Consider the following 25,742-nt stretch of genomic DNA (forward strand, 5'->3'; position numbering starts at 1 on the left):
GGCTTCTGATGAACGGCTCAGTTTGTACGTCAATCGCTTTGCTGCGGGCTTCAATAACGCCGGGAGGAATCGGACTACACAGGCCTTGCCAAATCTAAGCCAGTTCATAGTAATCCACTTTTGAGATAGAAGGAGGAGCGTATGGGCACACCACGATTTAAACCTGAAGTTGCAGAAGATTTTCACGCTTCATAATCCTCATAATCGCATCTGGTACCAGGCGAAAGAACGAAAAGGACCGGCCATCCCGCATATCCAAACCACCCCGGTTCAGAAGGGGAAGCAGGATAGCCGACAGAACTACTTTAACGGAAGTTCCGCTGCGGCACCATTCCAGAAAATTGCGCTGCCTGCGAGCATCATAATCTGGTATCTTGTTAACTTAACATCTTGATACCTTGTTAAGTTCATATCAGATCCAGACGGTCGCGCGCAGTACGCAGGCGCGCTTCCCCTCGCCGATCGTACTGCTGGGTGGTGGTGACGCTGGCGTGGCCCATCGCATCCTTCACCGTGATTAAATCCTCACCATTATCCAGCATGGCCGTGGCAAAAGTGCGCCTTAAATCGTGCGGGGCGCATTTCGCTATTCCGGCCTGGCGCTGGCGCACCTGCAGGACATGGTACACCGCCTGGTCGGTCAGCCGGTCGTTAGTCAGGGTATCAAACCGGCGGATGCGGGTGAACAGCGGTCCGTCTTTTTCCCCGCGCACATCATCGATCCATATCCTGAGCCGCTGCCAGGTGCCTGCCGGCATGTAGGCCTGGCGCTCCTTGTTGCCCTTACCCAGCACACGTAGTGCCCGCTCATATGTGACAACGTCACGCAAATCCAGCCCCACGGCCTCCGAGCGTCGCAGGCCGCAGCCAAGAATCACGGCCAGCATCGCCGCATCACGAACCCCGATACTGGAGTCATCAGCCTCACAGGCACCAAACAGCGCCCTGATCTCCTCAGGCGGCAGGGCCCGCCCTCGCGGGAGACGACTTCCACGCAGATTGCGCACCGCCCTAATATGCTGAAAACTCTCTACATCCATCAGCTTCAGCATCCACGCTTCCTTTGCCACTCCCTTCAGCGCCGAAAGATAGGTGTTAACGGTTGCCGTGGCCCGGCCGGTGTCGCGCAGCAGCTCAGTAACGGCCATCACGTGATGGCGTCGCAGGCTGCCCCAGCTGCAGGACTCCAGGGATGAAGCGCCAAGCATGCCGGCGACAATACAAAGGAACGAGGCCATGGTCTGCCGGCTGCGGGGCGAATTCAGGGAAAGCAGGTAGGCCCGGGCGGGACTGATCGGGACTTCACCACCGGCAAGCGCCGGGAGGAAATCCTCATCCGGCGGAATGACCGCCGAAGGAGGGATCAGCTCTGGTTCATCGTCAGGCATCAGTGTCATCCAGGGCTCCGTCCGGGCCGGAAAGCGTCCGGCGCGCTGCTTGAAAAATCGGGGAAAAGTATACGCCAAAGCGTACCGCAGAGAGTCTACTTTTTCAAAGATACATTTTAATAAATAGATTTGTAAAATAAAAACCACATAACTGATATGGGTCAACAGTCATGCGGTTTTAAGTTATGCAGTGATAGAACGAAGCATTTCCAACGTACCAGTTGAACGGAAAAGCGATTTTAATCACGAAACTATTTTTTGCGATTCACCATCTCTTTGATTTTCCTGTACCTTCGGTGGAGTTTCTCACCATTGAACATGGTAATTTTCCTGGCATCAGTCAGAGATGTAAAGGGTATTTCAAGCAGAACGTAAATCACAACAATAAAAACTAATGTCAATAATAATTGATACATATTGAGCCACCTTTATCGCACATCCGTTACCGCTGTACGCCCGATTAAAATAATGGAATTCTTTTCAATAAATGAGTATTCCAAGCTAATAAGGCCCGGGACTATCAGACAAATATGATGCTTATGGCTAATGCAGGATTTCACATCATTGCATCTGAAAACACTATGTACGTATTAGTTAGATACTGGAGCATGTGGTGCCGGGTGCCTCCCGATGATGTCTCACCAGCTTAGAAATCGTGAGGATACCTGCAGATAGCACTTTAATTTTCCGCCCTTCCGTACAAGAAGCATTTACCACACAATATAAGCTTAGCGTGCTGATGGAATCATAAATACTGAAATAAAAACAAATAAATGTTTAAAAATGAAAAGCCAACATGCTACAGGAAAAAGCCCAAGGGATGGGCTATCAGGAAAATACGATGTTGCTGGGTAACGCTGGATTTCACGTCATCGCATCTGAAAGTGCAAAGTATGTAAACATTGATTAAGAAGGAGTTCGGCGCCAGGTGCCTCACAGTAAGTCGTTGGTCAGCAACCGTGACTCGCTAGTATAACGGTTCAGTACAACTGCAGTATTAGCCCCTCCGCGTAGGAGGATTCACCGCAGATAAAAATATAAATGAGTATACGCGCAAATAAATTCCATTTCGCATATTGGATTATTTTAAAATGAATCATTTAAATTTGTCTTATCAACAGAGACACCAATGGTTAAATCATAAAAGCTGGAAGCGTCAGTTTCATAAGCGGAGTAAACACCAAAAACTTGAGCATGAGGTAACAGTTTGTTTATCTTCTCTGTCACTCTCTCTGAGTAAAAGCGAATCCAAAGACCTGGAATTCTTGCGGTTTTAGAACTGGACTCATCAATGTTTCTCGTACGAAGGGAAAGCCCGTCACACAGAAACTTTTTATATACTCAGTCTTTGGTCACATAATTATTCTCTTCAACGTTAAATTGAACTTTAAGCAAAATTTCAGTTTGGCGGTCTGGGTTACCAACAATGTAGATTTTAAGCCTAATGAAGTGTTACTTTATAAGTACTTGGGCAGCACACAGCGGTTGGTAGTCAAACACCACCTGCAGTTCCGAACAATCCCACCCCAACATTCAGTGGCAGTTCTAATTATCAAAAGGTTTTAGCATGAGCGTGTTTACTGTATTACTTGCCTTGTTCAGATATTTTCACATGCTTATTCCAACGCCAACTGAACATGTCCGTACTGAATCGGAATAGACATAAGCGAATTCACATCCGGTGTATAAAATCATATTCTCTAAAAATTTATGGGCTAAAGTAAACCCTGCTGCGGGACCATATAACTCATGGCGTTGGTTATAACTTACATTAGATGTGGCAGCAACACCTATAAATGGAGTAAACTCCAGACCGTTTGTCAATGAAGTACCAAGCATAAGAGATGCATATTTTTGTTTGTATCGGCTTTCATTATGTGAAAATGTTCCTGATACTGAAACCGGAAAAGAATCAATCGGAGATATAACGACATTATATCCCGTCATCTTATAGCCGTTAGCACTTGTTAAACTGTAGCCAAGAGAAAAATCCTTTGCCAAAGTAATATTTGGAGTAGCAAAGCAAAATGCATAAAAAGTAAAAACCAAAATATTCATTTTTATCATAGACTTAACCTCATCAGGCTGGGCTAAACAGATGTTTCTGGTATGTGGTATGTCAGTCTTCTATATAAATCTCAACATCAAAGAAGCCGGTGTTATCTGTGTACATGTCAGGATTATCTGAGAAAACAATTTTAACCACTCCAGATACCGGAACCAGCCACTTGTAGAGATAACCCTCAACAGGCTGAAAAATATCATTAATAACTACTAACAACGATGATTTTGATAATCTCAGGTCTGTTGAATACCTTGGAATCCGCCCTTGCGGTGAAATAATAGCGTACTCTTCCTTGCCATATTTCGCCCATCCTTTTGCAAGCACTGTCAGGTACTGTCCTGCCTGTACCTCAATCTCTGTTGAGGTTCCCAAGGGATTATCTGTGTAAACTTTTCCACTCCATGAAGAGACGTTATTCATTTTCTTCCACCATCAGCAATTAGCAAGTTTAAAACTACGTTAAAGCTAATAATACTTAATAAAAAATAATTTGTCGCGTAATCTATAGAGAAACCGATGGAATAGACACCCTGAAAACACATTAAAGCAAGCCTTTGCCTATTTTACGTGCCGGCAGGGAAGCAGAAAAAACACCCCAATGTGCAAATAAAACAAAACATGTGGATTAAAATGCACAGAAGAAAATGAACTCTGCAAGATAAAAATAGCCGGTAATGCCTCTAATTGGTTGAATTCGATGTATAATGCTCGCCTTTGAGGTTTACTCATGGCCAGCGTTACCGTTAATTGCCCCCGTTGTCAGTCTGCTCAGGTTTATCGTCACGTGCAGAACCCGAACGGACACGACCGGTTCCGCTGCCAGGACTGCCACTGCGTGTTTCAGCTCACTTACTCATACGAGGCCCGTAAGCCGGGGGTTAAAGAGCAGATCACCGAAATGGCCTTCAACGGTGCCGGAGTTCGCGATACCTCCCGGACGCTGAAAGTGGATATCAATACCGTCATCCGGACTTTAAAAAACTCTCGCCACGACGAATAACGTCATCGCCAGTGGCCCATGCTGATGTGGCGCTTATCTGTGAACTCGACGAGCAATGGAGTTTTGTTGGCAGTAAGGCCCGGCAACACTGGCTCTGGTATGCGTATAACACCAAAACAGGGTAGATTATGCTCAACCGCATCATGGAAGCCGACGTCACTCAGCGCATCAACGCAGAGCCTCACGAGCGCAGCGATGAGCGCGAGACCTACCGCAACGGCTACCGTGACCGGCAGTACAACACCCGGCTCGGCACGCTGGACCTGCGTATCCCGAAGCTGCGGGAAGGCACCTACTTCCCACCCTTTCTCGAGGCCCGCAGGCTGTCGGAGAAGGCGCTCAATGCGGTTATCCAGGAAGCATGGATAAATGGCGTCTCCACCCGCAAGGTCGATGCGCTGGTCCAGTCGATGGGGATGACCGGTATCTCCCGCAGCCAGGTGTCGTCCATCTGCCGCGGTATCGATGAGCGCGTGCAGGCCTTCCTGCAGCGACCACTGGAAGGAGAATGGCCCTATCTGTGGCTGGATGCGACCTATGTGAAGGTCCGCAAGAACGGTCGGGTGGTCAGCGTGGCGGTAATAATCGCCTGCGCGGTCAGCTCGGACGGTCGCCGGGAGATAATCGGGATGGGCATTGGTGAGTCATAAGCCAAAGCGTTCTGGCTTGCCTTCCTGCTGAGCCTGAAGGAGCGCGGTCTGGAAGGCGTGAAGCTGGTTATCTCCGACTCGCACAGCGGCCTGAAGGCGGCGATACGGCAGGTGTTCTCTGCCAGCTGGCAGCGCTGCCGGGTCCACTTCATGCGCAACGTGCTGGGCCGGGTCAGCAGGGCCAGCCAGTCGGTGGTCCGCGCCGCTCTGCAGCAGGTGTTCGTACAGACAGAGGAGAAGAGCGCTCATGCCACCTGGCGCGAGGTTGCGGCCCAACTGGAGAAAACCTTCCCGGCGGTTACGGAGATGATGGACGAAGCGGAATAGGACGTGCTGGCGTACTTCGGCTTCCCGAAAGCGCACCGGGTGAAAATCCACTCGACCAACACGCTGGAGCGCCTGAACAAAGAGGTGAAACGGCGTGCCGACGTAGTGGGCATCTTCCCCAACGAAGACAGCATCATACGGCTTCTGGGTGCGGTCCTGACGGAGCAGAATGAAGAATGGTTGCTGCAGAACCGCTACCTGCCGCAACACAGCATGGCGGAGATAGACCAGCTCGCTGAAACCGAAGTAATCGACGCGCTGCCAATCAGCGCATAACAGGCTCATTGCCGGACCGGAAAGCTGTAACTGAATTTACACCACCTTGACGGACTCGACCCCAAAACAGGCAGTGTACTGGCATACACGTTTGGTCCACGAACCGATGCAACCTGCCGCGAATTACTGGCACTGCTCACCCCCTTTAACATCGGTATGCTGACCACAGATGAATGGGGCAGCTATGTCAGAGAGCTCACGAAAGCGAAGCACCTGACCGGCAAAATCTTTACTCAGCGTATTGAGTGCAACAACCTGACACTGAGAACCCGAATCAAGTGTCTGGCTCGCAGAACCATCTGCTTCTCCCGCTCTGTTGAGCTACATGAAAAAGTCATCGGTGCTTTTATCGGAAAATACATGCTCTACTAATTGGAGGCATCACCGATTACTTAAATAATAAGCATTGATATATCTTTTGCAGAGATTAGGATTTAAGTACTGATGTAGCCCCCTGAAACACCAGACAGTAGCTGTATCTCCAGATAAGAGATAGGCTTGAATATATGTCTAACACTAACGCCAATTTTGAGATGACCGGGATCCTGTTAGGGCAAGAAGCCCGCAAACGTAAGACTCCTCAGGAGAAAATCGCTTTTATCCAGCAGACGATGGAGCCAGGAATGAATGTCTCCCACGTCGCTCGTCTGCATGGTATCCAGCCCAGCCTGCTGTTCAAGTGGAAGAAACAATACCAGGAAGGCAGCCTCACTGGCGTTGCGGCCGGGGAGGAAGTCGTTCCTGCCTCTGAGCTTGCAGCAGCACTGAAACATGTTCGGGAACTCCAGCGCCTTCTGGGCAAGAAGACAATGGAAGTTGAGATCCTGAAAGAAGCAGTGGAGTACGGTCAGTCGCGAAAATGGATAGCGCACGCGCCCTTGCTGCAAAAGGACGGGGAATAGCCCTGGTCAGCCGCACCATGGGCGTGTCGCGTGCGCAGCTGTCACTGCGGATGAACCGTTCTGCCGACTGGCTGGACAGGCGCGGTAACCGGCGTAATAACGAAGCTGACGCTGAAATACTGTCGGCTATCCTCAACATTATCAGCGATATGCCGAGTTATGGTTATCGACGCGTGTGGGGCATCCTGCCCAAGCAACGTCGCTCAGAGGGACATCCACCTGTGAATGCCAAACGTCTTTACAGGATAATGAGCCAGCATAACCTGTTGTTGTTGCATGACAAACCAGAGCGCCCGAAGCGTGAACATAAGGGTAAAATCGCAGTTGCAGACAGCAATATGCGCTGGTGTTCAGATGGCTTCGAGTTCGACTGTGACAACGGCGGAAAACTGCGTGTAACGTTCGCGCTGGACTGCTGCGACCGCGAGGCCATAGACTGGGTAGCAAGCACGGGATGCTATGACAGTTCGACCGTGCAGGATGTGATGCTGAGATCGGTGGAAAAACGCTTCGGCGACAGGTTGCCCGACACACCGGTGCAGTGGCTGACGGATAACGGTTCAGCGTATACCGCGCATGAAACGCGGAAGTTCGCGATAGAACTGAATCTGGAGCCCTGCACAACAGCGGTGAGCAGCCCGCAGAGTAATGGCATGGCCGAACGGTTCGTGAAAACGATGAAGGAAGACTATATCGCGTTCATGCCCAAACCGGATGTGAGAACAGCCCTGCGAAACCTTGCAGCAGCGTTCACGTATTAGGCGACAATAACTCAGTCCGGTTAGCGCTGATTATTCTGGCCGATTTTGTAATCTGAGCACCATGTTCATGATCCCACAGGAAATGGCGTGACGCTCAATACTCATCAGGTCAGTTATTACATGACTCAGCGTAAAAAAGGTGTAACCCAGCATATCTCGGCCATGAAGGCCGGTATCTCTGTTCGCTCAGGTCGCAGGATCGAAAAAGATCAGTGGTCTAAAACCGGTAATCGTCACTGGCGGACACGTAAAGATCCGCTTGAGGCCGTCTGGGACAGCGAGCTTGTTCCCCTGTTGAAGGAAAGACCTGCTCTGATGCCCACGACCCTGCTGGAAATGCTGCAGGATAAATATCCCGGTCAGTACCCCAGCAGCCTTCGCAGGACGATGCAACGGCGGGTGCGCGAGTGGAAGCTGCAGTATGGTGCCGAGCAGGAAGTGATGTTCCGGCAACTTCATCAGCCTGGCCTGCGCGGCCTGTCGGACTTTACCGAGCTGAAAGGTGTAGTTGTCACCATCGGTGGCAAGTTATTGACGCATAAGCTGTATCACTTCCGCCTGGAGTGGAGCCACTGGAGCTGGATGCGGGTTGTACTGGGTGGTGAGAGCTTCTCTGCCCTGGCTGAAGGCCTGCAGGAAGCCCTCGGGCAACTGGGTGGCGTACCAACAGAGCATAAAACGGACAGCCTGCGGGCAGCATGGAAACACCAGGGTGAAGACGGTCGCCGCGAGCTGACTGAGCGCTATGCTGCCCTCTGCCAGCACTACGGTATGCAGGGCGTGCACAATAACGCCGGTCGTGGCCACGAAAATGGTTCAGTTGAAAGCGCCCACGGGCATCTGAAAAGACGGATCCGCCAGGCGCTGATGCTTAGGGGCAGTAACGACTTCAGCACCGTGGAAGAATACCAGGCCTTCATCACTCAGCAGGTCATGCGCCACAACCGCAACAACCAGGATCTGGTGAAAGAAGAGCGCCCCCATCTGAAACCACTGCCGCTGCGTCGCAGCGCCGACTATGACGAACTGACGGTGAGGGTCAGTAGCAGCAGTACCATCAACGTCAGGCACGTCGTCTACAGCGTCCCTTCCAGACTTGTCGGTCAGCTGTTACGCGTCCGCTTGTGGGATGATCGCCTGAGCTGTTACGTGGGTAGCAGTGAAGTGATGAGCTGCGCCCGCGTCAGGCCAGAAAAAGGGAAAACCCGGGCCAGGTGCATCGACTTCCGGCATGTGATCGACAGTCTGGCGAAAAAGCCTGGTGCGTTCTGCCATGCCACGCTGAGAAATGACATCCTGCCGGACGATGAATGGCGAAAACTGTGGCGTCGCCTGTGCAATCATCTGGAGCCAGAGATGGCTGGTCGCCTGATGGTACACGCCCTGAAACTGGCGGCGGGCTATGACGATATCTCGATCGTGGCACGGGGGATGGAACAGATGCTGAATACCCCGGGTGAGCTGGATCTGCACCGCCTGATGCGGTTCCTGGGGATAAAGGAAAAGGAGCTGCCGACAGTCAGTGTGGTTCAGCACAACCTGAGTAGTTATGAACAGCTGTTGCGCGGCAAAGGAGGTCTGCAGTGAGCAATATCCACCACCTTGAGCGTAGTCTGCGCAAACTGCGTCTGACCCGCGTCAGCGCTGAATGGCATGCGCTGGAGAAACGGGCTCTGGCAGAGGGCTGGACCCCGTCACGCTATCTGCTGACGCTGTGCAATGAAGAACTCCTGTGGCGCGAGAGCGAAAAACTGCGCCGCTATAAAAAGGAAGCCCGGTTGCCGGTGGCGAAAACGCTGGGTGAGTATGACTTCAGCCAGGTGCCGGAACTGAATAACGCTCAGTTCCGGCAGCTCTGCGAAACGACAGACTGGGTTGATGCCGGAGAAAATGTCCTGTTGTTCGGTGCCAGCGGCCTGGGGAAAAGCCATCTGGCGGCAGCGATCGTGGATGGCGTTGTAGGACTGGGCTACCGGGCCCGGTTCTACAGTGCCGGAGAGCTGCTGCAGGAGCTGCGAAAAGCGCGGACACAACTGAAACTGAACGAGCTTCTGCTGAAACTGGATCGCTACCGGGTGATAGTGATAGACGACCTCGGGTATGTCAAACGCGACAACGCGGAAACGGGTGTGCTGTTCGAGCTGATCGCCCATCGTTATGAGCGCGGCAGTCTGGTCATAACCAGCAATCATCCGTTCAGCACGTGGGGCAGCATCTTCGTGGATGAAACGATGGCGGTGGCGGCAGCGGACAGGCTGATCCATCACGGATATATGTTCGAGCTAAAAGGAGAAAGTTACCGGAAGAAGACATCGAAGGCAGTAACCAGCGTGGCTTAAAACCTCGCTCAATGGATGCGGCCAGAGTAGTTGGCGCCAGTCGGCAAAACTAGTTGACGTCTAATAGTTCACGCATTACAATGAAAACCACCCGCACAGCGCGCTGGGATATCCGAGGGAATACCGGCGGCAGCGGGCATCGTTAACTTAAGATACAAAAGCTGTCCGGAGATGGCGGGTCAAGATCAAATTCAAATTTACATAGAGAGACAATCATTATGAAACCAAAGACTGAACATATAAAAAGCTTCTGCGTGGCGGGGCTTTGCGTACGTACGAAAAACATTGATGAGTTCAATTCTGAAAGTGCAAGAATCCCTAGACTATGGGCAAAATTCTATTCAGAGGGGGTGGCAGAGCAGATCTCAACACAGTTACCAAATACTCCAATTTTTGGCGTTTACTCAGCATATGAAACTGACGCTACCGGCTTCTATGATTTAACCGTTGGTGTATCTGTTGATAAATCAAACAGCGATTTTGAAAATATTGTCATTGAAGCTGGGGAATATCTCGTTTTTGAAGCAAGAGGGGCTATGCCCGATGCGATGATTCAAACCTGGTCTTATATCTGGTCTTATTTTGAGCAACACCCTGAGATATGTCGCAGTTTTCTTACTGATTTTGAAGCTTATAAAAGTCCTGAAGAAGCTCATATCTACATAGGTATTAGCACTAAAACATCCTGTACGGTCATGCTGTCATAGCCGCCGGTGCTCGCGGCCCAGTCTATGGCCTCTCTGTCGCAGCAGTCCAGCGCGAACGTCACGCGCAGTTTTCCGCCGTCGTCACATCCGAACTCGAAGCCGTCTGAGCACCAGCGCTGGTTGCTCTTCGCTACCGCGATTTTACCGTTATGCTCGCGCTGAGGCCGTTGTGGTTTGTCATGCAGCAATAACAGATTATGCTCGCTCATCACACGGTAAACCCGTTTGGCATTCACCGGAGGCAGACCTTCATCGCGAAGCTGTCTACGCATTATCCCCCACACCCGGCGATAGCCATAACTGGGCATATCGCTGATGATACCGAGGATGCGCGACAGGACCTCTGCGTCCGCTTACTCGTCTCGCCGGAGAGTGCGACCGTCCTGCCAGTCGGCAGAACGGTGAACCCGCAGTGATAATTGCGCACGCGACACGCCCATAATGCTGCTGACCTGTGCTATTCCTTGTCCTTTGGCAACAAGGGCGCATGCGCTATCCATTTTCGGGCCTGTCCGTACTCCACTGCTTCTTTCAGGATCTCTACTTCCATCGTCTTCTTACCCAGAAGGCGCTGAAGCTCACGGATCTGCTTGTTTGCGGCGGACAGCTCTGATGCCGGAACGACATCTTCTCCGGCAGCAACGGCAGTCAGGCTGCCTTCCAGATACTGTTTTTCCACTTAAATAGCTGGCTGGGCTGAATGCCATGCAAACGAGCAACATGGGAGTGTAGTGGATTATTAGACGTCAACTACCTTGGCCGGCGCATTGAATCAGCATTTTTGTTACCGAGCGCGCACTGTTGCCTCACCAAAACAGGCTCTGATTGTCCTTTGGGAAGCTTCAGATCGCTTATGCGGCAAGCGGCTCAGAGCGTTACTGCCCCAGCTTATTCCGGCGATGGAGAAACATGGGCAAATCAGTCTGAATCCGGCACTCCGCGAGCAACTTATGAAAATCAGTGCGTCCTCCATCGATCGCTTGCTGAAAGAAGCACATACCACCGCAGCTAAAAAACGCAGCCGGGTGGTTAACCGCGTCAGCAAAAGTATCCCGGTCAGGATGTTCACCGAGCATGAGCGACATTCACCAGGGTTTATGGAGATGGACCTCGTGGCGCACTGTGGCGGGCATCTCTCCGGTACCTTTTTGTGGACGTTGTCGCTGACCGATATCGCCAGCGGGTGGACAGAATGTGTGGCGCTGCCGGCACGTAACGCAGAATTGATCATCCGGGCCGTTGATAAGGTTCAAAAGATCCTGCCATTCCCGCTTCTAGGCCTTGATGTTGATAACGGTGCCGAATTTATCAACGAAGCCTTATTTGAATACTGTTCTGCCAGATGTATAGCACTAACGCGTTCCCGACCATACCGGAAAACGAGCAGGCCTGTATAGAGCAAAAAAATGGCTCAGTGGTCAGAAAGCTGGCGGGATATGGTCGTCTTGACGGTGAGCATGCAGTAAAAGCGATGAACCAGATGTACATGGCTAATCGATTGTTTATTAACTTCTTTCAGCCATCGTTCAAGCTTCTGGAGACGCAACGTATTGGCGGGAAAACGGTTCGCAGGCATGACGCTCCCAAAACGCCCTATAACCGCCTGATAGAATTGCATACCCTGCGTGCTGAGCTTCGAGCCCATTTTGACGATATCATCCACGCACTTGACCCTTTGAAATTGCTGGAAACCATTCGACTCTATCAGCATCAGCTGGTACGAATAGCTGTCGGGGATCCCATCGGAGACAAAACAGCGATTTAACCGCGTTTTTGCAGGGGCTCTCCGTAGCCTGGCAGGAGGGTGCAGTGAATCCTTTACATCATCCAGCTCCATCAAAACCCCGCCACTGGCGAACCCGGGCAGATCCCTTTGCTGACGTCTGGAACGAAATAGAATGCTGGCTGAAAGATGAGCCGCATCTGGGCAGCACCGAATTACTTCTCAAGCTTGAAGACGCACATCCGGGCAAATTCACCGAAGGCCATCGCAGAACACTGCAGCGCAGATTACAGGAATGGCGGGTCAGGGTGGTCAGAGAACTGGTCTACGGAACTCGTGCTGATGGTAACATTTTAGTTGAAGAAAGAAAGTAACATTAACTGGTGAGGCAACACGGCGGACGGGGTAATTGTCGCCTAATACTCAGAGGTATACCCCAACGTGACACGCTGACGTGCCCGTCGGGCTTGTCCAACCTCTCGCCTGCTCAGATGCAAGCTCTGAACAGACTCACGGTTTGCGCTGTGGGTCAACAAAATGATTGTGGACGTAGTGCCCTCTTCTCCATTTAATCTTCGGCGGCTCCTGTGAGAGCAAAATCAAAATATTATGAATTATCTCTTGAAAAGTGATGATTTTTGTTCAAAATGACAAAAAACGTCATGAGGTGATAAATGGAAAGTATTGAGCAGTTACGGAAAGTCGCCACACGTGCAGGTAAACTTCTGACATCATTGAGCGAAAGTATCCGCCAGCAAAAAGAGGAATTGAATCTTACCGAGTTCTATCAGGAATACAGCAAAGCCGCCCTGTATAAGCTGCCTAAGCTCAGCAAAGGGAGTGTTGAGTATGCTGTGGCCGAAATGGAAGCCAGTGGCTACATTTTTAAAAAGAAACCTTCCGGCAATACGATGAAGTACGCGATGACGATTCAGAACGTCATCGACCTGTATTTCCATCGTAAAGTACCCAAGTACAGAGATCGCTTCGATAAAGCCTTCACTATTTTTGTATGTAACCTTAAAGGTGGCGGTTCCAAGACAGTTTCTACCGCTTCATTATCCCATGCTTTTCGGGCTCATCCTCAGCTTCTGTTCGAAGACCTGCGTATTCTGGCCATCGATTTCGATCCGCAGGCATCTCTGACAATGTTCCTGAGCCATGAGAATTCAGTGGGCCTGGTTGAAAATACGGCTGCTCAGGCCATGCTCCAGAACGTGTCTCGTGAAGAATTACTGTCCGATTTCATCGTGCCGTCAATTATCCCGGGCGTTGATGTTATTCCTGCTTCCATTGACGATGCATTCCTTGCTGAAGGCTGGAAGGGATTGTGTGAGGAACATCTGTCCGGGCAAAATATTCATGCAGTGCTTAAAGAAAACATTATCGACAAGCTCCGGTATGACTACGACTTTATCTTCCTTGATAGTGGACCTCACCTCGATGCGTTCCTGAAAAACTGCATCGGAGCGGCAGACTTGATGTTGACCCCTCTTCCACCGGCAACGGTTGATTTTCATTCTTCCCTGAAGTTTGTAGCCAGCCTTCCTGCGCTTATTGATTCGATAGAACAGGATGGACACACCTGCAATCTCATCGGAAATGTCGGTTTTATGTCTAAAATCCTGAACAAGTCTGATCACAAGATTTGCCATAGTCAGGCCAAAGAGGTATTCGGTGCCGATATGCTCGACATGGTTCTGCCGAGGCTGGATGGCTTCGAGCGCTGCGGGGAGACTTTTGACACAGTTATTTCCGCAAATCCAACAACCTATGATGGAAGCACCGAGGCGCTTAAAAGCGCAAAATCAGCAGCGGAAGATTTTGCGAAGGCCGTATTTGATCGTATTGAGTTCATTCGTACTAACGGAGGTATGTGATGTCGAATGAGAAAAGAAAAACCATTGGCAGACAGTTAAATACCCAGGCGTCAATGGTCGAAATGACTGACACCCAAAGAAATCAGGTATTTACCCTAAAAACCGGCAGGAAGATAACGTTCAGGTTTGTTCGGGTACCTGCATCGGACGTTGAAAGTAAGACATTCGTAAACCAGGAAACCAACGGAAGAGATCAACTTGCTCTGACTAGGGAGTCCCTGAAATCTATTATCCAGACGATTAAGTTTCAGCAGTTCTTCCCCTGTATTGGCATTCAGCAAGGTGAAAGGATTGAGATACTGGATGGTTCAAGACGGCGAGCCTCAGCGATTTTTGTCCGTACAGGCCTTGATGTAATGGTTACCGATGAACTTTTATCAGCTGATGAAGCTCGCCAGCTGGCTAAAGATATCCAGACAGCTAAAGAACATAACCTTCGAGAGATCGGCTTAAGATTGATGGCTCTGAAAGAATCTGGATTCAATCAAAAGGAAATTGCTGAACTGGAGGGGTTATCCCAGGCTAAGGTCACCAGGGCACTGCAGGCGGCAGCAGTACCGCAAGAATTGATTTCTCTGTTCCCGGTTCAGTCTGAGCTGTCGTTTAGTGACTATAAAATTCTGTTAGAGGTTAATGAAACACTCAGTGAAAATGGTTTAACGTCTGAAGGGCTCATTCAGGCTGTCTCAGATCAGCATGATGCAATTTTGAGCGACTGCGAGCGACCAGAAGACGAACAGAAAGCCAGTATACTGAAATTGATATCTCAGGCCTCTCAGGCATTGATAGCTCCACCTCCTAAGGAAAAGTCAGTAATTTCCGCACTCTGGACCTTTGAAGAAAAGGATAAGTTCGCGCGCAAGCGTGTTAAAGGGCGTACGCTGACTTATGAGTTTAGCCGTATGTCAAAAGTGGTTCAGGATGAACTGGACAAAGCTATCAACGAGGTCCTTGATAGAAATTTGAGTCAATAATTTCGCCACGGCGATTTCATGTCTAACTTATTGTAATTAATTTATTTATGTTGAGAATTTCAAGTTGAAATCGCCACAATTTCAAGTCAATTTGGCTGCAGGAATATCTGCCCAGCGTGTCGTATAAGCTGGCGAAAGTAGTTCCCTTTTCATATGCCACTCTGAGGCAATCCCCCGACCGGCGAACCATATTTTCCCCTTGATGGTTAGGAAACTGGAAAAGCGCTTCAAAAATAATCTGAGCATGAAAACCCCTGTCAGAAACGCAGTGATGACGTGATGACAGGTGAGTTATGGTAATAAAATGCCGTTTCCGGTGTATTTTGAACCTGAAACCCATTTTCCAGGCGCACTTATCCTGCAGTCTGTCCCAGAAGGCATCGTTTCCGGTCGATGTTATGTTGCCTTTCTGCTACTAATTCCGACGCATGCCTGCCAGCCTGCGCACCGGTAAATCGCAGCCGGTTGCCGCACAGGATACATTTGTACTGGTCCGTACCCAGGAACCCCTTCATCAGCGCTGCGAAGCCCGGCTGATCCGGTTTTTCCCGCGCCTCCATCTGCAGGGCTTCGTACACCTTCGCCAGCAGCTCGCCCCGTTTCCGGTTAGACAAAAAACCGTAGTAGCGCACCATTTTAAAGTGCTTCGCTGGGATATGACTGATATAGCGCCCGATCATCTCTTCCTGCGACAGCGTCTGCTTCCGGTAATGCTGCGTACGGTGGTCGTAATAGTGATGCACCACGGCACCGCCGCTGTAGTGCCTGAGCTTCGCCGCCGACACCGGCGGTCGTTTCAGATACCGGTCGAGGTATTTGACGCTTCGCCAGGCCCCCCGGGTCTTCTTCGCGAAGTGCACCTTCCAGCGGCGTCCGTACTGGGCCTGCAGATAGCGCTCCCACTGTTTTTATCGCGGATATGCCCCAGCCCCGACAGGCTGCCGGGATTAATCAGATCATAGCTCAGGCCCAGGAGCCGGATAACCGCCCCGCGCCAGATTTCCTCCACGGCGTGCTTCTTAAAGAAGATATCGCGCCAGACGCCGTGTTTTATATCGAGCCAGCTGCGGGTGACAGAAAGGTGAATGTGCGGATGCTGGTTTAGCTGGCGGCCACAGGTGTGCAGGGCGCAGAAGATGCCGACCTCCACACCCTGTTTGCGGGCCCATCGAGGCATGGCGCGGGTTGTTGCCCGGAATAGGGCATTGAGCAGGGGCTAGTTGTTGTTGAAGAAGGGCCACAGCAGGTGGGGCATGGTGAATAATCTATAAAAGCCGGGAAACGCAGCACTGGCTGAAGCAAAATCCGAAGTTCAGGATAATTTACCAGCCAGTCTACTCGCCGTGGGTGAATCACGTAGAGCGGCTATGGCAGGCACTTCATGACACGATAACCCGTAGCCATCAATGCCGTTCAATGTGGCAGTTGCTGAGTAAGGTAAGACATTTTATGGAAACCGCCAGTCCATTCCCCGGAGGAAAACATGGTCTGGCAAAAGTGCAGCGGTATTAGGCGCAGCTATTTAGATGACGAAAACGTAACACCGGAATGGGATAAAACAAGTCAAATGAGACAGAAAAACTGTCTCACCGGATTGGCTTTTTGGGTTAACCCTAACTGGACGCCCGCCGTTTACTACTGGCGAAAATTTAGTTACCCATCAGTTCCATTATTGGTAACATAATAATTTTTCTCCGCCTCAACGATGTTACTATCGATGACAGATATAAGATTTATTTTTTTTGCCTCTTCAGGGGTGTAAGTAACTCTATTAGACTCACTATAAAGAATGTTATTGATCATATCATCAGTTAAATTAGTGCATGTTTTATATGTTTTTTTGAACATGTTATTAAACCTTCTGATCTCATTACTCATCTCCTGAATATCATTTGGCCTTACATCCCCATTGTAATTAATATATGATGGATGAAGGTAAATATATCCATCGGGTAGGGAACGTCTGTCGTCTGCTGCGCAAAGCATGATGGTCGCTGATGAGCCAACTGTTGACATGGCTACAGTGGTCACAGGGATTCTTGAGCTTTTAATTACCGCTGACGCCATTAACCCTGCGTCCATATCCCCCCCATAGCTATTAATATATATATAAATTATCTTAATGTCTGAACTTTTATTAATTTCATCAAAAACACTGACCAGTCGACTGATTGATGATGTATTCATATCACCAGAATAATATATTTTTGCAATTTCATTAGCTGAGTATGCTTTCTGAATCGAGGCAGCATTGACTACCGAAATTGATAGAGAGGCGTATACCAGAATTAGTGATGTATAAATTTTCAACATAATAACACCTTGTATTTTTGTTTATTAAATGTCATTGAAATCACCGTTTATTTTCGCCATTCATAGCAAACGATGGGTTCAAGTCCGAAGTGCAACGTTAAACTACCTGTCTTAGACCTGCAAACACTATCGAAGGCCGCTGAACTCAGACACTTTTCAATGCTAACTGATAGAGCTGTAACGCCGGATAAACACTGCCTGTTGAGATGAACAGTGCAACAGAATGCTGGCGGTCGGTCTGCCGATATGACGAAGTTGATTTGCAGTTATTGTGAGCCCAAATCGGCGCTGATTGCGAGCCGCTACATTTAGCGGTAATTCTTTGGTGACAAAGGCTTCTGGTATTTCAAAGTGATCAAGATGCCCTTCCAGGTATGCATGTACGCCTTCTAACACATCAATCAGAGTGATGTTGTTACTTTGTTGCCCTTCAAGAAGCGGCCCCTGCCAGCTATGCCAGAAGGCCTGATGGCGCAGACAGCTTTTGTCATTAGCGAGCCACCACAAATCCATAAAGATTCCTCGTGCAACTATATTTCTGGCGAAACCCACCTCAAGGTGGGTTTTGTTATGTATGAGCGTGATAGTTATTTTTTCTGATATCATGAATACAAATGCAATACGTTTGTATTTCTTTTATAAAAGACGCTTTCTGGCCGTTTCATAGGCTTTTTCGTCTTCCCGTTTACCTACTGCGACCACCCATATAACAATCTCGTCATCGATTACCTTGTAAATCAAACGAAAACCAGATGCTCTCAGCTTTATTTTAAAGCAGCCAGCCAGATCACCATGCAGTCGGGCTGATTCCACATAAGGGTTTTGCTGAAGCTTTTTTAGCTTCTTTTTGAATTGCTCACGGATCGTCTTTTCGAGCTTATTCCATTCCTTAAACGCCCTTTCGTCAAATTCAACATTAAAGGTCATCAACGTTAACCCTGATCCGTCTTGCCGGATTTTTCAGTCTTTCCCGAACAACTGCCAGAATATCAGCGTCTTCATCATCTTCGCTCACCATCACTGAGACTTCAGCAAAGGGGAGTTTTTTGTTCTCTGCAACATACCGCAGGAACAGACGAAGTGCGTCCGAAGGCGACAGATTCAGTTTTTCAAAGGCCTGATAGGCGTCTTTTTTCAGTTCGTCATCAACGCGGATTTGAATTGTGCTCATTGCTCGTACTCCGGTTATATCGTGTACAGTTATTATACATGCACTACAAATGTAATTACAAGTGTGGTGCATTTTTTCCTAACCAGCAAGTAATGGCCACCACCCTTTTTTGACGGCAGAACACTAAATGAATGACTTATGTAATACATAAGTATTCTATTTTCGTGTCAGAAGATGGCTGTAATCGCGGTGATCCAGCGAAAATGTGACACCCAGCTGTGGTGCAACGTCCAGTGCAAAAACCTTCAGATACACCTCCGTGCTTTCATAGCGTTCATGCCCCATATAGGCCTGGGCGACTTTCGGCGGCACGTGGTTGAAAAACAGATGCATGGCAAAACTGTGCCGCAGCGTCTTTGGATTGATGGCCGGGAGTGCAAATTCAATCCCCTCCTCCCGGGCTCTGTCGATCGCCTGTTGCATCCACAGCCAGGCTGTTTTCCTGCTGACGGCAAACAAGGGGCGACGACGGCCGGTTCTGAACGTGGCCAGATAGCGGCGAAGCTGATCGACATATGCGGCATCGAGCAGCGGCACTATCCGGGCTATCTTCTCATCCGCTGACGGTCGTCCCCTTCCCCGCTGGCGTTGTTTCAGTGTGCGTAACCGGATGCAGGGGCGTGGACCATCAAGTTGCAAATCCTCGGGTGTGATGGGCAGGGCTTCAGTAAGGGGTCAGTTTGGATATCGAAAATTATTGTACGTTAAGGTTAAAAATTAATCTTAAAACCCTCGATTAAATATTGGAACTCCAGACGTTATCTCCTCCCCCCTCAGATATGATGTGTTCCCACCCCAGCGGAAACAGATAAGAAGTCTCTGGTGTTCAATCTTGCATCTGACCTCCGAGTTAGCACACCTACCTTAAGGTAATAGTGAAATTTATCATATGTGTTTTTGGTTATATGTTGTTTGACTTAATATCAGAGTAGAGGGATACTTGTTTTCTACAAAGGAGAGGGAAATGTTGCAACTAACACCACTTCAGTTATTTAAAAACCTTGAATCGCCACGGATAATCTAGACACTTCCGAGCCGTTGATAATATAGGTTTTCATATTCAGCCGGTGGCATCTGATCACTCGAACCATGCCGACGCCTACAGTTATAAAACATTTCGATGTAATCAAAAATATCGCTGCGGGCTTCCTCCCGCGTTCCGTAGATCTTTTTCTTTATCCGTTCGCGTTTCAACAACTGGAAAAAGCTTTCTGCAACCGCATTATCGTGGCAGTTACCGCGACGGCTCATGCTGCCCTCCAGGCCGTGTGATTTCAGGAACGACTGCCACTCATGGCTTGTGTACTGACTGCCCTGATCCGAATGAACCAGCACCTGTTTTTGGGGATTACGCCGCCATACAGCCATCAGCAGTGCGTTCAGGACAATGTCCTTTGTCATCCGGGATTGCATGGACCAGCCGATAATTTTGCGTGAGAACAGATCAACAACCACGGCAAGATACAGCCAGCCTTCGTGGGTCCTGATGTAGGTGATGTCCGTTACCCAACGCTCATCCGGAGCATCCGGATTGAACTGTCGCTGGAGCCTGTTGGGCGACATGATACTGGCCTCGCCTTTACGTGCCCGCGGGCTCCGGTATCCGACCTGAGCCTTTATCCCGGCACGTTTCATCAGTCGCCAGACTCTGTTGACTCCGCACTGTTGCCCGCTGTCCCGCAGATCCAGATGGATCTTGCGATAACCATAGACGCATCCCGATTCCAGCCAGAACTGTTTAATCTGTCCTGTCAGTCTCAGGTCTGCCTGATGGCGTTGTGAATGCGGCTGCTGAAGCCAGGCGTAAAAGCCACTGGGATGAACATCCAGCACCCGACAGAGCAGGCGAACAGGCCAGCAACAGGCGTTGTCACGGATAAAGGCGTACCTCAGTCGGACAGCTTTGCGAAGTACGCCGCGGCTTTTTTTAATATGTCCCGTTCATCGGTAACCCGCTTTAGCTCTTTCTGGAGACGGCGGATCTCAGCCTGAGCATCTGACTGTTCTTTATTAGTGGAAGAATCCGGACCGTACTTTTTTATCCATGCATAAAGGCTGTGGGTGGTGATATCCAGACGTGTTGCAACGCTGGAAACAGAATGGCCACGATCAACAACCTGTTTGACTGCTTCGATTTTAAACTCTTCTGGATAACGCTTACCGCTCATGTGCACCTCTCTTTAAGTCATCTTAAATGACTCGGAGGTGTCTGTTAAACCCGTGGCGATTCACATTCGTTTGCTTGCTAGATTATAGACATCACTTCGTTCGCGTTTACCTACGGCAACAACCGCAATAATTAATTGATCGTCAATCACCTGATAGACCAGACGAAAGCCAGACGCACGAAGTTTGATTTTGTAGCAGTCCTTTATCCCGCGCAGTTTTGCTGAAGGGATATGCGGATTTTCACTGCACTTCTTCAGCTTTTTTGCAAACTGCTGCTGAATGGGCTTGTCCAGCTTTTGCCATTCTTTCAATGCATCTTCCCTGAATTTGACTGTATAAGTCATAGGTAGCTATCCAGATCCACGTCGTGAAGCGTCTGGCTGCTGCGTTCTGCGACCAGCTTAACCAGTTCCTGATCGTCGAGGGCATCGAGCATCTTCTCGTACAGCTCTGCCGGAACACAGTAAAAAGCTGGCTGGTTGCGGTTCAGAATAGCAACCGGGTAGCCATCACCAGCGCTGACCGTTGCCATAGGGTTTTTCTTGAGTTCGCTGACACTGGCACTTGTGTCACTGAGAATGATGTTGGGCATAGATTACCTTTTGAGACCGTTTAACAAGTCTCTAAAATACATCTAAAAAGACCTGTTAAAAAGTCTTTTTGCTATTTACTATGCAGGTGGACAAAATAAGCAGTGTGTCCAATGTGAATAGAAGAAAGGCAAACATGTTAGCCTCTGCTACTAATGTTGAGGCTATATAAGCTCTACCAGTAGGCGAACATAGTCATGTGCCCCCCGAAAAACCACCACCCTTCATACCTTTGTTAAGGTAGATTAGGAATGAATTTAGCCCGGGGAATTTATAGCATATCAATATTGATATCTTATTGTTTGTCTGTATACTGCGTTTGTTGTCCTGTATAGATGACAACAAACGCAGTCGCAGATAGCTGCTTCTGCATCTGGCGAGACGCCTGACTCACAGGAGTGCATATGAATCAAAATCCTGAACAACCTCTTCTCCGGGAATGCCCTCTTAAGCCATGCCGCCCCTTCTCAAACATTTCGCATGCGAAATCTTAAGGATAGTTAGATGAAACTCAAAATTGGACCTACGGGTAAGCTGATTGTTGTAAGTAGTCAAAAGGGCGGTATCGTGAAGTCTCTGTCTACAAGTGAGATTGCCCATGATCTCAGAGAAGCAGGCTTCAGCACTCTTGAACTCGATCTGGACTGGACTACAGGGTTAACTGAGAGGGCTTTCCCGGATGAGTTACCGCTTGAAATCGAACGAGAACCATTGAGCAATAGCTTTTCGCCTGGCGAAGCAAATACGTATCAGTTGTTCTTCCAGGACACAAAAATCAACCCCATTAAACTTCCCGGTGAACGTTTCATTATGGGGGCTACAGGCGAACTTAACGAAATTAACTACCGCAACAGTGACTGCATGTTCGATTTTCGGGATCGCATCGGAGAGTTGAAGACACAGTTTGATTTTATTATTGCAGACACTGCACCGTCGTACTCAAATGTCATGATTGCTGCGCATATGGCCGCAGATTATTTGCTGATCCCCACTCTGCTTGAAAAGCAGGCGCGTAATGCTGTTGGCAAACAGCTCGCGTACATGCAAAAAATCAAACGGAACTATAACCCTTCGCTGCAGTTTATGGGTACATACGTTACTCAGACCCCTGTCAAAAACTATAAAAAGCCTTTGAAAGACGGTTATCTGGGACCAATTGACACTTTAAATCTCAATTTACTTATCGAGATTCTGCAGGAGAAGGGATACACCGAAGAGTTTATTCTCGCCTACATATCCTTCGTACCAGCAGCCGCAAAAGAAGCGATTGAGCTTGGGCTTTCGTTTAACGAATACGATCCAAAATGCCTGCCAGCGGTTCAGTATAAGGAACTGACTCAGAAAATCATTCAGCTTGCGGGAGGTAAATAATGGCTAAAAAACCATTCCTGAAGCGCCTGCAAGCTCAACAGGAAAGTAAGAAAACTGGGACAGTGGTTTCAGATATTGAACAGGTCATTGTCAATAAACAACCGGATGAGCAAATTCGCGATGCAGCTGCTCATCAGATTATGGCTGATATAGCTCGCCCGGATATTGAACCTGAAGGTCAGATTATCCGTGTCGATATCAATCTGGTTTATGCTGAAAAGCAGGTTCGCCCGGAAGAAGATTTTGACGAGGAAGTCATCGATGGTATGGCTGATACCTACGAGACCATTGGCATGCTGACACCTCCTCGCTGTTATCCACGAGACAGGCGTGGTTATCAGATCTGGATGGGTGAAACTCGTGTGCGTACAGCGCGTAAGCGTGGCGACACACATATCGATATATATGTCGGCAAGCCTCCGAAAGACAGAAAAGAACGCATCATTGGCCAGCTCATCGAGAACCTGCAGCAGTCAGGGCTTAAACCCCTGGCAACAGCACATTCGTTTTATGAGCTCAAGCGGGATTTCAATATGACGGGTGAGCAGATCGCGAAGACAATGGGTAAACCAACCTCTTTTGTCAGTAAACACCTGCGCCTGATTGATGCGCCCGAAAATGTTACCGCCCTGCTCCGGGATAAAGTTACATCTGATATTGATCTGGCTTACACACTGGTCCAGATAAATGAAAAATCTCCCGAAGAGGCTGAAAAGCTTATCGCAGCTGCACGGGAGTCTGGTATTTCACGTGCGCAGGTTAAAGCGGTTCTAGATGAAGTTAAGAACAAAAGCAAAGATGTGATTTCGCATGCGAAATCTAAAGTTCAGAGCAAAAAGCCAACCAAGGCTTTGGACAGCAATTCAGGTGTAAAAACCTGGCAGGTAGTTGTCGAGATAGACGGTCACGGTCAGCTAGGGGTAATTATGACTGACCGCGCACCTGATGAAGAGGGATATGTGTGGGTTAAATTGGAAATTGGTGAGATTTCAGTTGAGGCTTCGGAACTACGTATCAAAGGGATGCGTTCTCTGTGATGAAACCAACCCCGTTCACCCAAATGGCCACTGCATTCCGTGGCCAAATTGTCCGCATCTGGGCGCTTCGATATTCCGGAACCCAATCCGAAGCTGCTGCCGCATTAACAGAAGCGGCTATCACTCTTGGATATGTTACAAGAAGCAGACCCGTCCCCGGCGCGGCGTTACTTTCATGGGCTTCTAACCCGGCTGAAACGCCGTTGTGGGCTGCTGAGACGGCGTTAACATTGATGCTCAGTAACGGCTGGAAGCCAGAAAGCAACCAGGAATGGTGTGGAATGTCGGCGTTGATATTCAGATCCAATCGTGCACTTTCACTTGAGCAGCTAGTCGCTTCTTTGCCTGATAGTATAGACAGGCAAACTGCTACCGGATGGTTCGTGGCTGCAATCGAAGAGGATGCTCACTTCCGTTACAACAGGAAATCCAGATGACATTTCAAGAGCTTGATGCGTGTATCGCAGGCTCTGGCAGACGTTCTATCGCTTCAACGTTAATTGCTTTTCTTCTTGATGCGCTTGATGACGGACAGAACGGAGTTGATCTTGATACTTTCCAGAGCCACACGCGCTTTGTTCGCAATAATGTAACTACGGTAGCCAGCTATCTGCAGCTACACGGAATTATCCATATACTGTATTACCGGGATGGTGCTGATGAACGCAAGTACGAGTCCGTAAATAATTACGGGCGGTGGGCAAAACAGCACTATCGTCCATCCGAGGCTCTTATGCAGCTGCATCGGCGTGATTAAAAACAGACAGATTTCGCATGCGAAATCTGTCTAACCTGAGGATTAAACAGAGTGCCGGATTCAAAGAGAATTTGCAGTGGATTGGCCCCTATATTTCCATACACTTTTTATCACTTAACCCATTACTGGTTCGTCGCCGCAGATATTCCCGTGGCGAACGATACCCCAGTGCACTATGCGGATGCCATTCGTTGTAATGTTCGAAGGCCTCCGCGAGGTTCTTTACCGCTGTTAACCCGTCGGGTTTCGGCATGATACTTATGTAATCGCGCTTCATCGTTTTCACGAAGCTCTCTGCCATCCCGTTGCTTTCCGGGCTACGTACCGCCGTATGCTTAGGCTCCAGTCCTACCATTCTGGCGAACTGACGCGTCTGATAAGAACGGTAGGCTGAACCGTTGTCTGTCAGCCACTCAACGGGGGATGTCGGCAGGCTGTTACCGAAGCGACGCTCCACGGCACCCAGCATGACGTCCTGCACGGTTTCACTGTCATATCCACCAGTACTGGCCGCCCAGTGAAGTGCCTCGCGATCGCAACAGTCCAGAGCGAACGTGACCCGCAGTTTTTCACCGTTATCACAGCTGAACTCGAAGCCGTCAGAGCACCACCGCTGGTTACTTTCTCCAACGGCCACTTTCCCTGTATGCGCCCGCTTCGATGGCGGTATTTCCGGTTTACGCTCAAGCAGCAGCGCATTCTGACGCATGATGCGGTATACGCGTTTGGCATTGATCACCGCCATGTCGTCAGTTTCTGATTGTCTGCGCAGCAGTGCCCATACCCGACGATAACCATAGGTGGGCAGATCGCCGATGACGGTATGGATACGGGCCAGCGCGTCAGTATCATCAGGCTTGCGCTTGCACCGACGATCCTGCCAGTCCTTCGACCGACGGGCCATGGCATGCAGTTGCGCACGTGAGACCCGGAGGCAACGACTGACAAGGCTTATTCGCCATCCTCCGGCAACAAGGGCACGTGCGCTATCCACTTTTTTTGTCGGCCATATTCAACGGCTTCTTTTAGCAGCTCGTTTTCCATGGTTTTCTTGCCCAACAGGCGCTGCAGCTCTTTAATTTGCTTCATCGCAGATGCCAGCTCCGACGCGGGTACAACCTGTTCTCCTGCGGCAACGGCTGTGAGGCTGCCTTCCTGATATTGTTTACGCCACAGGAACAGCTGACTGGCAGCAACACCATGCTGACGGGCGACCAGCGACACGGTCATTCCGGGTTCAAAACTCTGCTGAACAATGGCGATTTTTCCTGAACGCTGCGCCGTCTGCGCTTCTCAGGACCTAAAACATCAATCATCCGAACTCCAACGACTAGTCTAAAAA

General features: G+C 49.4%; 23 protein-coding genes and 10 pseudogenes. 17 read left to right on the plus strand and 16 right to left on the minus strand.

Going from position 1 to position 25,742, the window contains the following annotated elements:
* Positions 1-407: 407 nt before the first annotated feature.
* The 4 genes from V4835_RS00515 to V4835_RS00525 form a co-directional block, all read right to left on the minus strand.
* Complete coding sequence (locus V4835_RS00515; protein WP_320723615.1) at positions 408-1,397, minus strand: tyrosine-type recombinase/integrase; 990 nt, start codon at positions 1,395-1,397, stop codon at positions 408-410.
* A gap of 1,077 nt (positions 1,398-2,474) precedes the next feature.
* Entirely contained in the window at positions 2,475-2,714 is a 240-nt protein-coding gene (locus V4835_RS24330) for a GyrI-like domain-containing protein (RefSeq protein ID WP_406601062.1), read from the minus strand.
* Between the two features lie 282 nt (positions 2,715-2,996).
* A complete protein-coding gene (locus V4835_RS00520; protein WP_172686966.1) occupies positions 2,997-3,455 on the minus strand; it encodes a hypothetical protein in 459 nt (152 codons plus the stop codon).
* A gap of 52 nt (positions 3,456-3,507) precedes the next feature.
* Positions 3,508-3,873 (minus strand): LecA/PA-IL family lectin, encoded by a 366-nt coding sequence (locus V4835_RS00525; RefSeq protein WP_172686965.1) that lies wholly within the window; start codon positions 3,871-3,873, stop codon positions 3,508-3,510.
* 307 nt (positions 3,874-4,180) lie between these two features.
* Between V4835_RS00525 and V4835_RS00530 the strand changes: the two are divergent.
* The 7 genes and pseudogenes from V4835_RS00530 to V4835_RS00560 form a co-directional block, all read left to right on the plus strand.
* Positions 4,181-4,575: pseudogene (locus V4835_RS00530) on the plus strand (IS1 family transposase); the annotation flags it as partial.
* 6 nt (positions 4,576-4,581) lie between these two features.
* A pseudogene (locus V4835_RS00535) lies at positions 4,582-5,706 on the plus strand (IS256-like element ISEae1 family transposase); the annotation flags it as partial.
* A gap of 63 nt (positions 5,707-5,769) precedes the next feature.
* Positions 5,770-6,078: pseudogene (locus V4835_RS00540) on the plus strand (IS1 family transposase); the annotation flags it as partial.
* A 161-nt stretch (positions 6,079-6,239) separates the two neighbouring features.
* A pseudogene (locus V4835_RS00545) lies at positions 6,240-7,366 on the plus strand (IS3 family transposase); the annotation flags it as partial.
* A 90-nt stretch (positions 7,367-7,456) separates the two neighbouring features.
* Positions 7,457-8,956, plus strand: coding sequence for an IS21 family transposase (gene istA, locus V4835_RS00550; protein WP_039817891.1), 1,500 nt, complete (start codon positions 7,457-7,459; stop codon positions 8,954-8,956).
* Positions 8,953-9,708, plus strand: coding sequence for an IS21-like element ISEc10 family helper ATPase IstB (gene istB, locus V4835_RS00555; protein ID WP_039817893.1), 756 nt, complete (start codon positions 8,953-8,955; stop codon positions 9,706-9,708). The genes istA and istB overlap by 4 nt, the downstream gene beginning before the upstream one ends.
* Before the next feature lie 218 nt (positions 9,709-9,926).
* The gene (locus V4835_RS00560; protein WP_172689064.1) at positions 9,927-10,415 is read left to right on the plus strand and encodes a GyrI-like domain-containing protein; all 489 of its coding nucleotides are present in this window, start codon (positions 9,927-9,929) and stop codon (positions 10,413-10,415) included.
* On the opposite strand, the pseudogene V4835_RS00565 reads toward V4835_RS00560, so the two are convergent.
* Positions 10,382-11,141 (minus strand): annotated as a pseudogene (locus V4835_RS00565) (transposase); the annotation flags it as partial. The gene V4835_RS00560 and the pseudogene V4835_RS00565 overlap by 34 nt on opposite strands.
* 224 nt (positions 11,142-11,365) lie before the next feature.
* On the opposite strand from V4835_RS00565, the gene V4835_RS00570 reads away from it, so the two are divergent.
* From V4835_RS00570 to V4835_RS00590, 5 genes are all read left to right on the plus strand, one after another.
* Positions 11,366-11,812: an integrase catalytic domain-containing protein gene (locus V4835_RS00570; protein WP_279750606.1), complete on the plus strand. Its 447-nt coding sequence runs from the start codon at positions 11,366-11,368 to the stop codon at positions 11,810-11,812.
* Between the two features lie 17 nt (positions 11,813-11,829).
* Positions 11,830-12,180 (plus strand): hypothetical protein, encoded by a 351-nt coding sequence (locus V4835_RS00575; protein WP_172686962.1) that lies wholly within the window; start codon positions 11,830-11,832, stop codon positions 12,178-12,180.
* A 44-nt stretch (positions 12,181-12,224) separates the two neighbouring features.
* Positions 12,225-12,512: a hypothetical protein gene (locus V4835_RS00580; RefSeq protein WP_172686961.1), complete on the plus strand. Its 288-nt coding sequence runs from the start codon at positions 12,225-12,227 to the stop codon at positions 12,510-12,512.
* A 300-nt stretch (positions 12,513-12,812) separates the two neighbouring features.
* Positions 12,813-14,018, plus strand: coding sequence for an AAA family ATPase (locus V4835_RS00585; RefSeq protein ID WP_172689067.1), 1,206 nt, complete (start codon positions 12,813-12,815; stop codon positions 14,016-14,018).
* A complete protein-coding gene (locus V4835_RS00590) occupies positions 14,018-14,992 on the plus strand; it encodes a ParB family protein (protein WP_172689068.1) in 975 nt (324 codons plus the stop codon). The genes V4835_RS00585 and V4835_RS00590 overlap by 1 nt, the downstream gene beginning before the upstream one ends.
* Positions 14,993-15,073: 81 nt before the next feature.
* Here the strand turns inward: V4835_RS00590 and V4835_RS00595 are convergent.
* Both V4835_RS00595 and V4835_RS24335 read right to left on the minus strand, forming a co-directional pair.
* Positions 15,074-15,193, minus strand: a pseudogene (locus tag V4835_RS00595) (DUF4113 domain-containing protein); the annotation flags it as partial.
* Between the two features lie 152 nt (positions 15,194-15,345).
* Positions 15,346-16,253, minus strand: a pseudogene (locus tag V4835_RS24335) (IS91 family transposase); the annotation flags it as partial.
* Here V4835_RS24335 and V4835_RS00610 point away from each other — a divergent pair.
* Positions 16,253-16,504 (plus strand): annotated as a pseudogene (locus tag V4835_RS00610) (transposase); the annotation flags it as partial. The pseudogenes V4835_RS24335 and V4835_RS00610 overlap by 1 nt on opposite strands.
* Before the next feature lie 141 nt (positions 16,505-16,645).
* Here V4835_RS00610 and V4835_RS00615 read toward each other — a convergent pair.
* The 8 genes and pseudogenes from V4835_RS00615 to V4835_RS00650 all read right to left on the minus strand — a co-directional run bounded on the left by V4835_RS00615 (position 16,646) and on the right by V4835_RS00650 (position 21,237).
* A complete protein-coding gene (locus V4835_RS00615) occupies positions 16,646-17,305 on the minus strand; it encodes an ATP-dependent Clp protease proteolytic subunit (RefSeq protein WP_172689069.1) in 660 nt (219 codons plus the stop codon).
* A 285-nt stretch (positions 17,306-17,590) separates the two neighbouring features.
* Positions 17,591-17,836, minus strand: a pseudogene (locus V4835_RS00620) (hypothetical protein); the annotation flags it as partial.
* Positions 17,837-17,941: 105 nt separating this feature from the next.
* Positions 17,942-18,232, minus strand: a complete 291-nt coding sequence (locus V4835_RS00625) for a type II toxin-antitoxin system RelE family toxin (RefSeq protein WP_000143805.1) — start codon at positions 18,230-18,232, stop codon at positions 17,942-17,944.
* A complete protein-coding gene (locus tag V4835_RS00630) occupies positions 18,222-18,476 on the minus strand; it encodes a type II toxin-antitoxin system RelB/DinJ family antitoxin (RefSeq protein WP_172689070.1) in 255 nt (84 codons plus the stop codon). Before V4835_RS00630 ends, V4835_RS00625 begins: the two co-directional genes overlap by 11 nt.
* Positions 18,477-18,632: 156 nt before the next feature.
* Positions 18,633-19,013: a tyrosine-type recombinase/integrase gene (locus V4835_RS00635; protein WP_407065537.1), complete on the minus strand. Its 381-nt coding sequence runs from the start codon at positions 19,011-19,013 to the stop codon at positions 18,633-18,635.
* A gap of 483 nt (positions 19,014-19,496) precedes the next feature.
* A protein-coding gene (locus V4835_RS00640; RefSeq protein ID WP_320723715.1) for an IS3 family transposase occupies positions 19,497-20,644 on the minus strand; the annotation gives its coding sequence in 2 pieces (ribosomal slippage) (positions 19,497-20,407 and positions 20,407-20,644; 1,149 coding nt in all).
* A 60-nt stretch (positions 20,645-20,704) separates the two neighbouring features.
* Entirely contained in the window at positions 20,705-20,989 is a 285-nt protein-coding gene (locus V4835_RS00645) for a type II toxin-antitoxin system RelE family toxin (protein ID WP_172689072.1), read from the minus strand.
* Positions 20,986-21,237 (minus strand): type II toxin-antitoxin system Phd/YefM family antitoxin, encoded by a 252-nt coding sequence (locus V4835_RS00650; protein WP_172686957.1) that lies wholly within the window; start codon positions 21,235-21,237, stop codon positions 20,986-20,988. Before V4835_RS00650 ends, V4835_RS00645 begins: the two co-directional genes overlap by 4 nt.
* Before the next feature lie 502 nt (positions 21,238-21,739).
* Here V4835_RS00650 and V4835_RS00655 point away from each other — a divergent pair.
* Genes V4835_RS00655 through V4835_RS00670 form a run of 4 tightly spaced genes read left to right on the plus strand, consistent with a single transcriptional unit; the run spans position 21,740 to position 24,400 of the window.
* Positions 21,740-22,606, plus strand: a complete 867-nt coding sequence (locus tag V4835_RS00655) for a ParA family protein (RefSeq protein ID WP_172686956.1) — start codon at positions 21,740-21,742, stop codon at positions 22,604-22,606.
* The gene (locus V4835_RS00660) at positions 22,606-23,643 is read left to right on the plus strand and encodes a ParB/RepB/Spo0J family partition protein (protein WP_172686955.1); all 1,038 of its coding nucleotides are present in this window, start codon (positions 22,606-22,608) and stop codon (positions 23,641-23,643) included. The genes V4835_RS00655 and V4835_RS00660 overlap by 1 nt, the downstream gene beginning before the upstream one ends.
* Positions 23,643-24,080: a hypothetical protein gene (locus V4835_RS00665; protein ID WP_172687048.1), complete on the plus strand. Its 438-nt coding sequence runs from the start codon at positions 23,643-23,645 to the stop codon at positions 24,078-24,080. Before V4835_RS00660 ends, V4835_RS00665 begins: the two co-directional genes overlap by 1 nt.
* Positions 24,077-24,400: a hypothetical protein gene (locus V4835_RS00670; RefSeq protein WP_172686954.1), complete on the plus strand. Its 324-nt coding sequence runs from the start codon at positions 24,077-24,079 to the stop codon at positions 24,398-24,400. Before V4835_RS00665 ends, V4835_RS00670 begins: the two co-directional genes overlap by 4 nt.
* Positions 24,401-24,488: 88 nt before the next feature.
* Here V4835_RS00670 and V4835_RS00675 read toward each other — a convergent pair.
* Positions 24,489-25,716 (minus strand): annotated as a pseudogene (locus V4835_RS00675) (IS3-like element ISEc36 family transposase).
* Positions 25,717-25,742: the final 26 nt, after the last annotated feature.

Source organism: Enterobacter cloacae complex sp. CARB60 (assembly GCF_036487345.1).
GTDB classification, from domain to species: Bacteria; Pseudomonadota; Gammaproteobacteria; order Enterobacterales; family Enterobacteriaceae; genus Enterobacter; species Enterobacter asburiae_D.

What these genes read in the sequence shown, in the direction of transcription:
- V4835_RS00665 (WP_172687048.1), top strand. Translation starts at nt 23,643, where the DNA reads ATGAAACCAACCCCGTTCACCCAAATGGCCACTGCATTCCGTGGCCAA.
- V4835_RS00615 (WP_172689069.1), bottom strand. Translation starts at nt 17,305, where the DNA reads ATGTTGAAAATTTATACATCACTAATTCTGGTATACGCCTCTCTATCA.
- V4835_RS00560 (WP_172689064.1), top strand. Translation starts at nt 9,927, where the DNA reads ATGAAACCAAAGACTGAACATATAAAAAGCTTCTGCGTGGCGGGGCTT.
- V4835_RS00625 (WP_000143805.1), bottom strand. Translation starts at nt 18,232, where the DNA reads ATGACCTTTAATGTTGAATTTGACGAAAGGGCGTTTAAGGAATGGAAT.
- V4835_RS00630 (WP_172689070.1), bottom strand. Translation starts at nt 18,476, where the DNA reads ATGAGCACAATTCAAATCCGCGTTGATGACGAACTGAAAAAAGACGCC.
- V4835_RS00655 (WP_172686956.1), top strand. Translation starts at nt 21,740, where the DNA reads ATGAAACTCAAAATTGGACCTACGGGTAAGCTGATTGTTGTAAGTAGT.
- V4835_RS00590 (WP_172689068.1), top strand. Translation starts at nt 14,018, where the DNA reads ATGTCGAATGAGAAAAGAAAAACCATTGGCAGACAGTTAAATACCCAG.
- V4835_RS00650 (WP_172686957.1), bottom strand. Translation starts at nt 21,237, where the DNA reads ATGCCCAACATCATTCTCAGTGACACAAGTGCCAGTGTCAGCGAACTC.
- V4835_RS00525 (WP_172686965.1), bottom strand. Translation starts at nt 3,873, where the DNA reads ATGAATAACGTCTCTTCATGGAGTGGAAAAGTTTACACAGATAATCCC.
- V4835_RS00670 (WP_172686954.1), top strand. Translation starts at nt 24,077, where the DNA reads ATGACATTTCAAGAGCTTGATGCGTGTATCGCAGGCTCTGGCAGACGT.
- V4835_RS00520 (WP_172686966.1), bottom strand. Translation starts at nt 3,455, where the DNA reads ATGATAAAAATGAATATTTTGGTTTTTACTTTTTATGCATTTTGCTTT.
- V4835_RS00660 (WP_172686955.1), top strand. Translation starts at nt 22,606, where the DNA reads ATGGCTAAAAAACCATTCCTGAAGCGCCTGCAAGCTCAACAGGAAAGT.
- V4835_RS00515 (WP_320723615.1), bottom strand. Translation starts at nt 1,397, where the DNA reads ATGACACTGATGCCTGACGATGAACCAGAGCTGATCCCTCCTTCGGCG.
- V4835_RS00585 (WP_172689067.1), top strand. Translation starts at nt 12,813, where the DNA reads ATGGAAAGTATTGAGCAGTTACGGAAAGTCGCCACACGTGCAGGTAAA.
- V4835_RS00645 (WP_172689072.1), bottom strand. Translation starts at nt 20,989, where the DNA reads ATGACTTATACAGTCAAATTCAGGGAAGATGCATTGAAAGAATGGCAA.
- V4835_RS00570 (WP_279750606.1), top strand. Translation starts at nt 11,366, where the DNA reads ATGAAAATCAGTGCGTCCTCCATCGATCGCTTGCTGAAAGAAGCACAT.